We start from the raw sequence: 14116 nt of genomic DNA on the forward strand, positions 1-14116 counted from the left end.
GCACCAGACCGTGAGTCGACGACACATTTCGCCCAGCTAGACCCCTGCCACCGGTGCACCGGACCGTGCGTCGACCCCTCATTTCGCGCGGCGACGGCCCTGTCACCGGTGCACCGAAGTGCGAGTCGGCGTTATATTTCAGAGATGGCCAGCAGTTGGAACAGTCTCGGCAAGCAGCTCGGCGTCATCGCCAAGGAGCAGGGGCCCAAAATCGTGCGCAAGCAGGGGCCGCGACTGCTCGAGAAGCTGGTGGACGCACTGGCGACCAAGTCCGGACCCGCCGTCGCGGTGCGTCCGACAGCCTCGACACCCGTGCCGACGGCGCATCGCGCCCGCCAGATCGTCTACTGCCCGCAGCTCGACGGGCGCGCCGACCCCGGCGAGATCGTCTGGACCTGGGTGCCGTTCGAAGAAGACCCGACCAATGGCAAGGACCGCCCGGTCCTGGTGGTCGGGCGCGACCGCAAGACCCTGCTCGGGCTGATGCTGTCGTCCAAGGCCGACCGCGCCCACGACCGCAACTGGGTCGGGATCGGCGCCGGGCCGTGGGATCACGACGGCAGGCCGAGCTGGGTGCGGCTGGACCGGGTACTCGACGTGCCGGAGGACGGTATCCGGCGCGAGGGCGCCATCGTCGAGCGCAAGACCTTCGACCTGGTCGCGCACCGCCTGGTCGCCGAATACAGCTGGAGCTGAACGACAATCGAACCCCGACCCGGGTACACCGGATCGGGGTTCGATGGTTCGTAGCTAGGAGTGCACGTCCTTGGACCGGCCGAAGATCAGGCCGTAGAGCAGCGCCCCCAGCGCCCCGCCGATCAGCGGGAACACGATGAACGCCCACACCTGCGCCATCGCACCGTCCTGATACGGCGCGACGCCCAGGCTGCGCGCCGGGTTCACCGAGGTGTTGTCGATCGGCAGCGACACCAGGTAGATCACCGTGAGAGTGACGCCGATCGAGAGCCCGGCCAGCGGCACGTCGGAGATCTGATCGGTCGAGGCGAGCACCACGAACACCAGCAGCGCGGTGAGCATCACCTCGATGATGATGGTGGCCGCCAAGCCGTACCCGTTCTGCACCACGACCTCACCGAGGGGCCCGGTCACCGCCGACGGGCTGTGCGCACCCCAGCCGTTGGCACCGAGACCGTCGACCGGGCGGTCGTAGGCGGGCAGATTGTTGGCCAGCGCGAACAGCACCAGTCCGGCGAGGAACGCGCCGACCAGCTGGGCGATCACATAGCCGACCGCGCCGATCGCACTGATCCGCCCGAGCAACATGTGCCCGAGCGTGACGGCCGGATTGACATGGCAGCCCGAGATCGGCCCGATCGCGTAGACCAGGAACATCAGCGACAGCCCGAAGGCGAAGGCGACGCCGAGCGCGCCGACCCGATCGCCCGCCAGCACCATCGTGCCGACGCCACAGATCACGAGGATGAAAGTGCCGAGCCCCTCGGCCGCCCACTTCTTCGGCTCGGGGACTACTTCGATTTCGACGAGTTCCTGTGCAGTGGGAGACATCGGCTGCCACCTCTCCGGGAGGAATCATCCCCGCGGCGAGCGGGGTCCGCACGAGCCTCTCGGACATTACGCGAGGCGGGTGACCTCCACAACGACCTCCAGGTCTGTCGAGCCGCCGCCGGAGAACACGCCTTTCAACGGCGGCACATCGGCGTAGTCACGTCCGACACCGACCGACACGTGCTGTTCGTTCACGGCGAGATTGTTGGTCGGGTCATATCCCCACCACTGTCCGGTCCATGCCTCGATCCACGCGTGCGACTGGCCCGCCACCGTCTCGCCGATCGCCGCGCCCGGCTTCGGATGCAGGTAACCGGACACGTAGCGACTGGGAATACCCATGCTGCGCAACAACACCAGCGTCAGGTGGGCGTAGTCCTGGCACACACCACGGCGCTCGGCGAAGGCCTGCAACGCCGAGGTGTGCACCGAGGTCGTGCCCGCGATGTAGTCCATTTCCTTGTGCACCCACTCGGCCGCGCGCACCACCGCCTTGGCAGGCTCCTCACCGCGCGAGAGCTGGCGCGCCACGGTCGCGAGTTTGCGATCGCGCGGCACATAGGCGGTGGGGCTGAGCATTTCGTCGAACCGGTCGACGACACGCCCGCCCTGCAGTTCGTCCCAACTCAGTTCCTCGGCGGGTTCGGCGAACGGTTCGGTCTCCACCACCGAGGACCCGGTCACCTCGAGTTCGGTGTGCGGTGCGTGCAGGTCGAAGGCCGTGACCGCGGTGCCCCAATAGTCGGTGTAGCGATAAGCCCTTGTGGCGGGCACGGTTTCGACGCGATTGAGGATCACGTTCTGCCTGCTGTCGGCGCGCGGGGTGAGCCTGGCCTCGTTGAACGATCGCGTCACGGGCGCGTCGTAGACATAACCGGTGGTGTGCACCACCCTGATCCGCCAACTCATAGCTCTCCCTCTACCTGCACGCGGCCGTCCTGCTTGCTGCGCACATCGGTCCACGCCACCCACGGGGCGGCATGGAAGTACTGGCGTGACACGGCTTCACTGAGCTCACGGCACGATTTCTGCAGGGCGAGCAGGCGGCTCTGCAGATCTTCCAACAACACTCCAGGCGGCAGGAATTCGAGTTCGCTGCGCGCGCGTCCGAGCACCCGTTGCGCCTCGTGCCGCGCGCCGACGCGACTGCCCGGTCGCTGATCGAGCTCGGTCAGGCAGGCCTCGGCGACCCGCAGCGTGTGGAACACCGAACGCGGGAACAGGCGGTCGATCAGGATGAACTCGGCGACCCTGGCGGCGTCGAGGGCGCCGCGATGGGTGCGCAGGTAGGTGTCGTGCGCGCCCGCCGAGCGCAGCACCGTCACCCAGGCGGGCGAGGAGGTCTTGTCACCGGCACGCGAGAGCAGCAGCCGCACCATCATGTCGACGCGTTCGATGGAGCGGCCGAGCAGCAGGAAGCGGTAGCCGTCATCGCGACTCAGGGTCGAGTCGGTCAGTCCGGTGAACATCGCCGCCCTGCCCTTGATGTAGGAGAAGAACTCGTGCGGGCCGAGGCCACGTGCCGCCCGCTCCGCCGCGGCCATGCCGTTGTAGGTGGCATTGAGGCACTCCCACATCTCACTCGAGGTGACTTCGCGTGCGCCGCGGGCATTCTCGCGGGCCTTGGTGATGGAGTCACTGATCGAGACGCCGTGGTCGTGGCTGTAGGCGACGAGATCGGTGACCGACCACACGTCCAGGCGCAGGCCCTCGGGCGGTTCGATCCCGAGCACCTTCAACAGCACGCGGGAGGTGCGGTCCGCGTCGACGGTGGCGTCTTCGAGCAGTTGGTGCACTGCCACGTCAAGGATGCGCGCTGTGTCGTCGGCGCGCTCGACGTATCGGCCGATCCAGTAGAGGGATTCGGCGTTTCGCGCAAGCATGTCTCTATTCCCCGATCAGCCGCTGTGTCTGCTGCTGTTGCTGCTGTTGCTGATTGGCCTGCGGCGTGCTGAGTTCGCGACCGATCTCGAACGAATCCGCTTGCGGCGGTTCGCTGACGAGTTCGGGTCCGGCCAGTTCCCGGTCTTCGGTCCCCGAGCGCCCGGCCAGCACCCAGGTGTCCTTGCTGCCGCCGCCCTGACTGGAGTTCACCACCAGCGACCCCGCAGGCAACGCGACCCGGGTGAGACCGCCGGGCAGCACCCAGATGTCGTCGCCGTCGTTGACCGCGAACGGGCGCAGATCCACGTGGCGGGGCGCGAGATCGTCGCCGATCTTGGTCGGCACCGTCGAGAGCTGTACCACCGGCTGGGCGATCCAGCCACGCGGGTCGGCCTTGATCTTGCGCTTGATCGCCTCCAGCTCGCGCGGCGACGCGTCGGGCCCGATCACGATGCCGTAGCCACCGGAGCCCTCGACCGGTTTGACCACCAGGTCGCCGACCCGATCGAGCACTTCCTCGCGCTCGTCGTCGAGCCAGCAGCGGAAGGTGTCGACATTGGGCAGGATCGGCTTCTCACCCAGGTAGTACTCGATGATCTTGGGTACGTAGGTGTAGATGAGCTTGTCGTCGCCGACGCCGTTGCCGACCGCGCTCGAGATCACCACATTGCCCGCGCGGGCGGCGTTGAGCACCCCGGCGACGCCGAGCACGGAGTCGGGGCGGAAGTGCATCGGGTCGAGGAAGGTGTCGTCGATGCGCCGGTAGATCACGTCGACCTGACGCTCTCCGGCCGTCGTACGCATGTAGACGACGTTGTCGCGGCAGAACAGGTCGCGACCCTCCACCAGTTCCACGCCCATCTGCCTGGCCAGCAGGGAATGCTCGAAGTAGGCGGAGTTGTGCACGCCCGGCGTGAGCACCACCACTGTCGGGTCGACCTCGTTGGGCGCCGCGGACGCCCGCAGCGCGCGCAGGAGGTGGCCCGGATAGTCGCCCACCGCGCGCACCCGATGCGAGGAGAACAGATCGGGGAAGACCCTGGCCATCGTGCGCCGGTTCTCCATCACATAGGACACTCCCGACGGCGAGCGCAGATTGTCCTCCAGCACCCGGAAGTCGCCTTTTTCGTCGCGGACCAGGTCGATGCCGGAGACGTGGATGCGCACACCGTTGGGCGGTACCAGCCCGGCGGCCTCGCGATGGAAGTGTTCGCACGAGGTGACCAGCCGCTTGGGGATCACCTGATCGCGCAGAATGTTCTGTTCGCCGTAGACGTCGGCCAGGAACAACTCCATCGCGGTGACCCGCTGTTTGATCCCGCGTTCGAGCTTGGCCCACTCCGCGGCGGCGATCACCCTCGGCACCAGATCCAGCGGAAACGGCCGCTCCTGGCCCGAGAGGGAGAAGGTGATGCCCTGGTCGATGAACGCGCGGTCCAGCGCGTCCGATCGTTTGGCCAGGTCATCGACGTCATTGGCCGCCATCGCGGCGTGGATGCCCTTGTAGGGCGCCCGCACTTTTCCCGACCCGTCGAACATCTCGTCGAACGCGTCGGCGAAGCGTCCCGGGCCGTACCCCTCGAACAAGCCGGTGTGCGTGGCTGCTGGATGTCCGTTCGTTCTCACCATCGCCGGTGATGCAGATCGAGCCGTACCCGGCGCAGTGGTGGAGGTCATGACAAAAACTGTGCATCACCCGGCAGCAGCGTCGTGTGTGACACAGGTAAATTCTTTGCATCACCTGAAAGGGGTGAAATCGGCGTCGTCTCCCCGGTCCGGTGGATCCAGGGCCGATTTCGCCGGGGGGTGCCGAGCTGGTAACCTCGATATTCGGCGCGGTGTTACCCGTAGTTCAGCACCAACTGCTGCATCGTGGGCGCGCGCCCGACGAGCTTTCAAGGAACACCACCCAGCGACAGGAAACCAGAGGATACAGGCGTGGCCAACATCAAGTCCCAGATGAAGCGGATCCGTACCAACGAGGAAGCGCGTCAGCGCAACCAGTCGGTCAAGTCCGCGCTGCGCACCGCGATCCGCAACTTCCGTGCGGCTGCCTCCAGCGGCGACAAGGAAAAGGCTGCTGAGCAGCTGCAGTTCGCGAGCCGCAAGCTCGACAAGGCCGCGTCCAAGGGCGTCATCCACGCCAACCAGGCGGCCAACAAGAAGTCCGCGCTCGCGCTGGCTCTGAACAAGATCTGATCGTCGGCGAGCTAATGCTCGCTGGTAATACCTCGCAAGACGCAGCCGCCGTGGCCTCGATGACCACGGCGGCTTTTGTCGTTCCCTTCCACCAGCTACCATTCGCGCCATGTTGACGGTGTACGCGAATCAGACGGTGGTACGAGGCGATGACCTGGCCGAGGTGATCCGCGCGGCGGAGATCCTCGGCATCGGTCTCAAGGTCGAAAATGTGATGGTGCCCGACGAGGACGGTGGTTACGGCGCCGCGTGGATCGTCACCCGTGAGGACGAGGTTCCCCTCTACGACGAGTGGGAGGGACGCTACGACGACCTCGACGACGACGAGGATGTGGACATCTCGCTCGTCGTCGCCGGCGAGTAGCTCAATTCACGCAGGGCACCTGCCCCGAGGTGATGTCGCTGCGGACCGGCGTGCCCGCGTCGGGAGTCTCCGGCTCCGACGCGGTCGTGCTGGTCTGCCAAGCGCCCGCGGTCGACTCCGACGACCACGCGGCCGGCGGTTCGGTGCGTTGTCCCGTGCGCTCGACCGTGGTAGCGGTCGGTACGGGCATACCGAAGGCCGCGGCGATCTCGCGGCGGATCGCGGGCCGGTCGACGATGTTCACGTCCTGGCCGTTGATCACGTCGTAGCGCAGCACCGGCAGGGTGCGGAATTCGACCTGCGGATCGTCGGCGGTACCGAGGGTGCGGACGAATTCGGTCATGTTCCAGCCGTCCGACAGCACGATATTGCGATGCGCCACATCCATCAGCGACGAGAGCTTGCCAGGGTCGGTGAGCGTGCCCGCGCTACGTAACTGTCGAGCTACCGAGGTCAGGAACGCCTGCTGACGGTGGGTTCGGTCCAGGTCGCCGTTCTCCAGCCCGTGTCGTTGCCGGACGAAGGCCAGCGCCTGCGCCGGATTCAGCTGCTGGCGGCCCGCGGGGAAATCGGCGCCGGAGAACTCGGTGTCCTTCACCGGCTTGTTCAAGCAGACTTCCACGCCACCCAGCGCGGCGGCCAGATCGTAGAAGCCTGCCAGGGTGACCTCGGCGAACCGGTCGATCGGCACCCCCGTCAGGTCCCGGACCGCGGCCACGGTCGAGGCCCGCCCCGCCTCCCTGCCCGCCTGTTCCAGCTTGCGCTTATCGGTGATTCCTCGTGCGATCAGCTGGTCCTGCACGGCCGCCTTCTTCAACCCGTACGTCTCCTTGATCTTGGCGTGGGTGTAGCCCGGGATGCCGGTGACCGGCACATAGTCGTCGCGCGGAATCGACACCGCGACGATCTTGTTCATCGAGGCCGGAATGTGCACCAGGATCAGCGTATTGGCGTTGTATCCGCCCTCGTCACCGTCGCCCGCGTGGAGTTGATCGAGTACCTCGGGGGGCAGTTCGTTGCCGTTCTGATCGCGCCGGGTATCCAACCCGATCAGCAGGATATTGAGATCGCCGCCGAGTGAGTGCGGTGCGTCGTCACCGATCGCCCGCGACCGCAGGAACCCCGCGTCGAAAGTCCCCGCCGTCGACCACCCATACGCCGTCACCAGGACTACCGCTGCCGACAGCACCGCCGCGACAACCTTCACCACCTGCCGCGCTATTCGCCCCGCCGAGCCCCGACCGCGTCGACCGCGCCCGCCTTGTCCATCCCGGCTACCACTCGGCTCAACCATCTCATGATCAACTGTGCCAGCCGCGATAGCGAGCAGACATCGCGATTGGATCCCGATTGGATGGAGGTGCGGCGCGCCCGTTCAGTGGGGACGGATGCCGAGGTCCTGCGAAATCCGCAGCAGATAGCCGTCCGGATCCTGCACCGCGAACTGACGCACCCCGACCGCGTCGACGGCCCGCCCGTACCAGCCGATCAGACGGGGCACCTGGTTCAGCCGGTGGCGCGAAGGTCCAGGATGCGGGCGAGGGCGTGTTCTACGGCGTAGGTGGCGTCGGCGGCGCCGCCCTTGACATCGGCGTTGAGGGTGGCGACTACCCGCAGGGCGGTGCCGATGGTGGTGGGGTTCCAGCCGCGGGCTTGGGCCTGGGCCTTCTTGATCTTCCAGGGGGGCATGCCGAGTTTCTGGGCGAGGGCGAACGGGTCGCCGCGACCTGCCGAGCCGACTTTGGCGATGGTGTGGACGGAGTCGGCGAGTGCGTCGGCCAGCAGGACGTGGGGGACGCCGCGGTCGGTGGCCCAGCGCAGGGCCTCCATCGCGCCGGGGCGGTCGCCGGCGACGGCCAGGTCTGCCACGTCGAAGCCGGTGACCTCGGCTCGGCCGGAGTAGTAGCGCCGGACCGCGTTCGCGTCGACCTTGCCACCGGTGTCGGACACCAATTGCGAACAGGCGGCGGCCAATTCGCGCAGTTCCGAACCGACGGATTCGAGCAGGACCTGAACGACTTCGGTCGGCACCTTGACCCCGAGCGCCCGGAACTCGCCGCGCACGAACTCCACTCGCTCGGCGCCCTTGTTGAGTTTCGTGCACTCGTGGACGGTCGCGCCCTTCTTCTGCAGCGCGGGTGCCAGCGCCTTGGCGCGCCCGCCTCCTGAATGCAGAACCATCAGCACCACGCCGTCGGGCGGATCGGCGGCAGCCTCGGTGATCACCGCGACCGCGTCCTTGCCTGCTTCGGCGGCCGACTCGAGCACGATCACGCGGTCTTCGGCGAATAGCGACGGACTGAGCAACTCTGCCAGCTCCGCAGTACTCGCGTCACCGGCGCGCAGTCGATCGACGGGCACCGAGTCCGGATCGGGCGCGCAGGCCCGCACCTGCGCGGTCACCTTCGCAACCGCGCGTTCGACCAGCAGTTCCTCGTCGCCGAGGACCAGATGCACCGAGGCAGGGCGTTCGCTCACCAGCCGATCCTACGTACGCCCACCGACAACCTGGACACGCGCCGCCTTCCCGCGCCGCACCCGGCGACTTGCCCTGAACCCCTGCCCACGCCATCGAGGCGCTGGTCCGTGCCGCGCACGCGGTGCGGTTCGACGGGACGTGACAATCCGTAGGTCAGCGGCGGTACCCACGATCACGACATCACCATTTCGGTCGGTCCGAGCCACGGATGTGCCGAGCGCGGCAAGGGTGGTAGTCACCGTTGGGTGCGGATGACCGAAGGTGTTGCCTGACCCGGCACTGATCAACGCCAGGCGCGGGCCGACAGCACGCAGGAATTCCGGTGTGGTGGTGCGTGATCCGTGATGCGGCACCTTGAGAATGTCGGCACGCACATCACCGCCACGCACAATCCGGTCCTGCGCCTCGGCCTCGATGTCCCCGGTGAACAGGATCGTCCCGGCCGAGGTACGAGCCCGCATCACCAGCGACCGATCGTTGGCCTCATCGGCCGCCAATGATGTCGGCACCTCCCGGCTCGGGGTCAGCACACGTAATCCGACTGTCCCGAAGGTCATCTCATGCCCTGCGTGGAGTTCCATCAGCGGAATACCGGCCGCGCCGGCGAGTTCCGCCACCCGCTCTACTCCACCAGTGTCATCACTATGGCCATGCGATTCCCGCTGGGAAACACCGTGATCCGCTGACCGGCTATCGCCCGTCGCCAGCCTCTCCCCCGGGGTCCCACTCGGGCACACGACCTGATCACCTCCCGTCCGCGGCCGCGCGTCAGCGTCCACAGCCGACGCTCGCTCCGCCGGATGTGAGGCCGCCGTCGGCTCCGGTTCCCATGGCGCGGTCGATGTCGCCGAGTGCGACGGCGGTCCGACCAAGCCGTCCGGCGGCAATGGTGAAACCGCCACGTCCGCCGGGGGCACCTGCGCAGCGATTACACCCGGTGGCGATACCGACGATTCCACAGGATGCGGTGGCTCTCCCGCGGCCGCTGTTGGACGCGAGGGAGTTCCGGTTGGCGCCGCGAGGTTCGGCGGTGTCGGCACCGAGACCGACGCCGGCTCGTGGGTTCGGTGTGCGACGGCACAGGTTCGGGCGATAGCTGGGCGGAGTTCGCCTGGGGCGGTGGCTATCGCGTCGACGGTGCGGCCGCGGAGTGCGCCCGCGAGGCCGTTGATGTGGTCGGCGTGGGGGTGGGTCAGGACGAGCAGGGGAATGTGGGTGATTCTCAGGCGGTCCAGGCAGGCCCGCATCGGGCGAGGGTCGGGGCCGACGTCGATGACGACCGCGGCACCAGGAGCGACCGACAAGGCCAACCCATCGCCCTGGCCTACGTCGCACATCGCGAGCACCCAACCCGATGGCGGCCAACCCGGCTGCAAGAAGCGCACCGGGAGCAGCACTATCGACACGCCCAACGCCACTACGGCGAGGTATCTGCGGGTGTGCGACCAACGCAAGGCCGCCACGACGGCAACGACGATCACCGCTGCGACCACTCCCCCGACCGCGCCTCCCGGCACCGTGATCGTGGCGCCCGGCACCGCGGCAGCACGATCGGCGACGCCGAGCAGCCACCACATCGGTAGTCGGGCACACCAGAGCACCCACACCGCACCATCGCCCCACACGCACGCCACCACCGCGCCCACCGCACCGATCACCGTGATCAGCCCTACCACCGGTGCGACGAGCGCATTCGCCACGATCGCCACCAGGCTCACCCGCCCCGACAGGGCCACCATCAGCGGCAATGTGACGACGAACGCGGCCGCCGACACCGCGACGATCTCCGCGGGTGCGCGCCACCACCCGCGCGCTCGCAACCAGTCGGCCCAGCTGGGCGCCAGCAAGATCAGCCCCGCCGTGGCGAGAACGGACAGTGCGAATCCCGCGCTCACCGCCAATTGTGGTGCGACAGCGAGCAATCCGATCACTGCTGCACACAGCGCCGGTAGCGCCTGCTTGCGTCTTCCGGTGAGCAGAGCCAGCACTGTCACCGAGCCCATCGCCGCCGCGCGCAGCACACTCGGGTCGGGACGCGCGATGACGACGAACAGTACGACGACTCCCGCCGCCGCGGTGGCACTGGTTCGCGGACCAGCCGTGAGCAGTCGAGTGAGCGCCAACAGGACCGTCAACAAGATCGTGAAGTTGGCACCGCTGACGACACAGAGGTGCTGCAGTCCAGCAACTTCGAACGCGTCGCGCACTTCTTCTGACAATGCGACGGTATCGCCGACGACGAGCGCGGGCAGCAACCCTGCCGCGGCAGGTGGCAATGCTCTGGCGGACGCTTCGACCAGATCCGATCGCACGCCCGCCGCGAGCCGCTGCCACCACGGCGGCTCGCCGATCCGCTTCGGTGCATCGGTGGCGTGCAGGGTGGCAACAGTCAGATCCGCGCGGTTCGGCTCGCTGACCTCGGCCCGGAACCGCACCATCTGTCCAGGCGACAACTCGGCCCATTCGCGACCCTGCGCGAGCACCACGATCGAACCGCCGGCCTGCGTCCACGCCGGGCCCTGACCGAACTCGTGCAGACCTGCACGAACAATCCACCGCCGCTCGCCACCGAACCCACCGGCGCGCATGGGCTTCGCGTCGTCGGTGACGACGGCGAGCACGTTCACCGATCGACCGAACGACTCTCGCAGCGGGTGCGACTGGACATGATGCTCCTGCCAAGCACCCGCGGCCCCGAAGCCCGCCCCGAGCAACATCGTCGCCAACCCGGTCACCGCGACAACCCGCCACCGCTCCCGCCGATGCGCCATCGCCCACAGCAGCACCACCCACAGCCCGATCGCCACCACCACGGCGCCGACCGCCACCACCGATCCCGCGACCCACCCCATAGTCACCGCGACGATCGTCGCCAACCAACACCCGAGCGCCGCGGGCACCAGCCGCATATCGAGCACCTGCTGCCCCGGCTGCTCCTCCCCCACCGCTTCGTGCTGCTCCGCGGCCGTCCGCCGGCCATGCGCCCGTCTTTCCGCTGCCACCGGCAGCCACGCCGACCACGTCCGTCGACTCTGCCCCGACTGCTCCCGCGACCTGTCCTCGCGTTCCTCCTGCGACCTGCCCTCGCGTTCCTCCGCACCCGCCCGTGTGCGCCCCCGCGCCTCTCGCTGTTCAGCTCCTACACGTTGCACCACGGTTGTTGCTCGGTGCCGTGCCAACGCCTCCAGCAACGTTCCCTCGCCCGGCGCGACCGTCATCCGTCAGCCACGTCGTCATATCCGGGCGTACCACTGCCCGTGCTACCCGCGGGCAGATCTGCGGCACAACGGGTTTCGCCCAGCGTGCTCAGACATGTCGGCCCGACGATGTCGTCCGATCGGGGTGCGCAGTCGTCCGACGCCTGCAAGGTCTGATCTGTGGCGTGCCGCGCGCAGGGCCACATCGGGCAGCTCATGCCATCGCCGCCACACACGCGGCACTCCGGTGATAATCGTCGGCGGTGCATGAACTTTCACGCTCGCTGCTGCGAAATGTCCCCAGGATCATGTCGTCACCAGGTCGCGCAGTCGGGCCAAGCGCGCGGGGCCGATGCCGTCGACCTCGCCGAGTTGAGCGACGTCGGCGAAGCGACCGTTGGTCGAGCGCCACGCGAGGATCGCTTTGGCAGTAACCGGGCCGACGCCGGGTAGCGCGTCCAGTTCGGCTTCGGTTGCGGTGTTCAGATCGATGCGAGATTTTCCTGGCGTACCGCCCCCGGAGCTGGGGCCTACGGTATTCGAACCCACCGTGCTCGATCCGGCCGTGTTCGAGCTCGCGTTGTTCGGGCCTGCGGCGGGTGCGCGACCCGCGCCGATCATGATGCTGCCGAGGCGGGGTTGTCCGACCTGGGGGTCGGTGGCGCCGACGACAACCTGGTCTCCGTCGGAGAGCCGTTGGGCCAGGTTCAGGCCCGCCAGGTCAGCGCCTTCTCTGGTGCCGCCTGCCTTCTCGAGTGCGTCGGCGATCCGAGAGCCGTCCGGCAATCGGTGCAGCCCTGCCCGTTCGACCAAACCGACCACACTGACGACAACATCAGCGCTCGCGGTCGGGCCCGGACCGGCCATCGCCGCCGCCACGGTGGTCGGGCCGGGCTGAACCGCAATGCTTTCCGCCCGCAGTACCGGCACCGGCGGCACCGCCCGGGCCACGGGCTGATCACGCAGCACCATCACGCCGGTCAGCACCACCGCGATGACACCGACCAGGCCGAGCACCAGCGCACCGCGACGACCCGGATCCAGCCGCGCTTCACGAAAGCGCTCGGGCACCAGCCGCTTTCGCCCGCGCGAGACACCGTCGTCGAGCCACACCGGCGGCCCGACCGCTCCCGCGGGTCCCGATGACGGTGCGAGTTCGTCGTCGTCCCAGTGCCCTCGGTCGTCATCAGTGCGCGAATCAACCGTCCCGGAACCCATCCCGGACTCGCGCAGCGGCTGACGGCTCGGCCGCTCTCGCTCGCGGACCGCCAGACCACCCAGCCGCTGCCGTACCCGCTCGTGCTCTTCGTGTCGTGACATGGCAGCGACGTTATGCCGACGCCGACCTGACGAACCCACGCTGACCTGGGCAGGAAAGAAACCTGTGGATAACTCCTGCCCTGTGGATAACTCACCGCTCAACAGACCTCGTACCCGGGATCCGGCCTGCCCGAATAGATACCGTGCGCTCATGGCCGATTCGACGTATTCAGGTACCCATGGAACTCGCACAACGATTCCGCGACTTCGCACTCCGGGAAGCGCACGACAATTCCCCGCTCTATCACCGACGAGCACTGGATATCAGCGCGGACGCGGCGGTGTTGGCGCTGATCGCCCAATTGCCCACGGACAAGCAACAACCCAACCTGATCCTGGCCGCCGCGCGAGTGAACGGTGCGACCGCGGTTCCCTACAGCGAGTTCAGCGAACAACTACGCGAGAACTGGCCGGCGATCTCGGCCACAGCACTGACCCGGCGAACGCAGACGAACGAGGCGGGCCGGGCGGCGGCCTTACTGCCGGTGCTGGCCCGGCTACCCGGACCGCTGTCACTCATCGAGGTCGGCGCCTCGGCCGGATTGTGTCTGTACCCGGACCGTTTCAGCTATCGGTACGACGCAGCCGCGCTGGATCCGTTCGACGGTCCGTCGCCAGTTGTATTGTCCTGCACGACAACCGGTCCGGTGCCGATCCCGGACCGGCTCCCCCGAGTCGTCCATCGGGCAGGAGTGGATCTGAACCCACTCGACGCCGGCGACGAGGACGACCAGCAGTGGCTGTCCGCGCTCGTCTGGCCGGGTCAGGACGAGCGGCTGGCTCGGCTGCGCGCGGCCTGTTCGATCGCGGCCGCGGATCCTCCGACCGTCGTTACCGGCGACCTGAACGAGCAGATCATCGACTTGGTACACGGAGCACCACTCGACAGCACGGTGGTGGTGTTCCACAGCGCGGTGCTCAGCTATCTCTCGCCGCGGGCACGAGCGGACTTCCGGGCGACGGTGCGGGAGCTGCCCTGCCACTGGGTTTCGCAGGAGGGCCCCGGGGTGCTCGCCTCGCTCGTCGACCGGTTGCCGGCGCGCGAGTCGGCGGCGGCTCGGTTGGTACTCGCTCTCGACGACGAGCCGCTGGCTTTCGCCGGGCCGCACGGCCAGTCGCTGGACTGGTTCGGCCGGGCGTAGCGAC

The 14116-nt window shown here is 67.8% G+C and carries 13 protein-coding genes; 4 read left to right on the forward strand and 9 right to left on the reverse strand.

The window, feature by feature from the left end:
* The first annotated feature begins 144 nt into the window (after positions 1–144).
* On the forward strand, positions 145–696 hold the full coding sequence (locus tag ACFXKN_RS08230; RefSeq protein WP_378952864.1) for a type II toxin-antitoxin system PemK/MazF family toxin: 552 nt from the start codon (positions 145–147) through the stop codon (positions 694–696).
* Positions 697–750: 54 nt separating this feature from the next.
* On the opposite strand, the gene ACFXKN_RS08235 is transcribed toward ACFXKN_RS08230, so the two are convergent.
* The 4 genes from ACFXKN_RS08235 to ACFXKN_RS08250 form a co-directional block, all read right to left on the reverse strand.
* Positions 751–1527, reverse strand: a complete 777-nt coding sequence (locus tag ACFXKN_RS08235) for an aquaporin (RefSeq protein WP_379432783.1) — start codon at positions 1525–1527, stop codon at positions 751–753.
* A gap of 66 nt (positions 1528–1593) precedes the next feature.
* Positions 1594–2436 carry a transglutaminase domain-containing protein gene (locus tag ACFXKN_RS08240; RefSeq protein ID WP_378952870.1) on the reverse strand — a complete coding sequence of 281 codons (843 nt, stop codon included), beginning with the start codon at positions 2434–2436 and terminating at the stop codon, positions 1594–1596.
* Positions 2433–3410, reverse strand: a complete 978-nt coding sequence (locus ACFXKN_RS08245; protein ID WP_378952873.1) for an alpha-E domain-containing protein — start codon at positions 3408–3410, stop codon at positions 2433–2435. Before ACFXKN_RS08245 ends, ACFXKN_RS08240 begins: the two co-directional genes overlap by 4 nt.
* 4 nt (positions 3411–3414) lie before the next feature.
* Positions 3415–5040 (reverse strand): circularly permuted type 2 ATP-grasp protein, encoded by a 1626-nt coding sequence (locus ACFXKN_RS08250; protein WP_378952977.1) that lies wholly within the window; start codon positions 5038–5040, stop codon positions 3415–3417.
* A 309-nt stretch (positions 5041–5349) separates the two neighbouring features.
* On the opposite strand from ACFXKN_RS08250, the gene rpsT reads away from it, so the two are divergent.
* Together rpsT and ACFXKN_RS08260 are read left to right on the forward strand one after the other, a co-directional pair.
* Positions 5350–5610 carry a 30S ribosomal protein S20 gene (rpsT, locus tag ACFXKN_RS08255; RefSeq protein WP_378952876.1) on the forward strand — a complete coding sequence of 87 codons (261 nt, stop codon included), beginning with the start codon at positions 5350–5352 and terminating at the stop codon, positions 5608–5610.
* A 109-nt stretch (positions 5611–5719) separates the two neighbouring features.
* The gene (locus ACFXKN_RS08260) at positions 5720–5974 is read left to right on the forward strand and encodes a hypothetical protein (protein WP_378918766.1); all 255 of its coding nucleotides are present in this window, start codon (positions 5720–5722) and stop codon (positions 5972–5974) included.
* 1 nt (position 5975) lies between these two features.
* Here the strand turns inward: ACFXKN_RS08260 and ACFXKN_RS08265 are convergent, their stop codons facing one another.
* From ACFXKN_RS08265 to ACFXKN_RS08285, 5 genes are all read right to left on the reverse strand, one after another.
* The gene (locus ACFXKN_RS08265) at positions 5976–7181 is read right to left on the reverse strand and encodes an LCP family protein (RefSeq protein WP_379432784.1); all 1206 of its coding nucleotides are present in this window, start codon (positions 7179–7181) and stop codon (positions 5976–5978) included.
* A 168-nt stretch (positions 7182–7349) separates the two neighbouring features.
* On the reverse strand, positions 7350–7475 hold the full coding sequence (locus ACFXKN_RS08270) for a hypothetical protein (protein ID WP_379432785.1): 126 nt from the start codon (positions 7473–7475) through the stop codon (positions 7350–7352).
* Between the two features lie 5 nt (positions 7476–7480).
* Positions 7481–8452 carry a DNA polymerase III subunit delta gene (holA, locus tag ACFXKN_RS08275; protein ID WP_378952882.1) on the reverse strand — a complete coding sequence of 324 codons (972 nt, stop codon included), beginning with the start codon at positions 8450–8452 and terminating at the stop codon, positions 7481–7483.
* A gap of 9 nt (positions 8453–8461) precedes the next feature.
* A complete protein-coding gene (locus tag ACFXKN_RS08280; RefSeq protein WP_379432786.1) occupies positions 8462–11398 on the reverse strand; it encodes a ComEC/Rec2 family competence protein in 2937 nt (978 codons plus the stop codon).
* Positions 11399–11956: 558 nt separating this feature from the next.
* Entirely contained in the window at positions 11957–12970 is a 1014-nt protein-coding gene (locus ACFXKN_RS08285) for a ComEA family DNA-binding protein (protein ID WP_379432787.1), read from the reverse strand.
* Between the two features lie 179 nt (positions 12971–13149).
* On the opposite strand from ACFXKN_RS08285, the gene ACFXKN_RS08290 reads away from it, so the two are divergent.
* The gene (locus ACFXKN_RS08290; protein ID WP_379432788.1) at positions 13150–14112 is read left to right on the forward strand and encodes a DUF2332 domain-containing protein; all 963 of its coding nucleotides are present in this window, start codon (positions 13150–13152) and stop codon (positions 14110–14112) included.
* The last annotated feature ends 4 nt before the right edge of the window (positions 14113–14116 follow it).

The organism is Nocardia sp. NPDC059195 (assembly GCF_042754695.1).
Taxonomy (GTDB): Bacteria; Actinomycetota; Actinomycetes; order Mycobacteriales; family Mycobacteriaceae; genus Nocardia.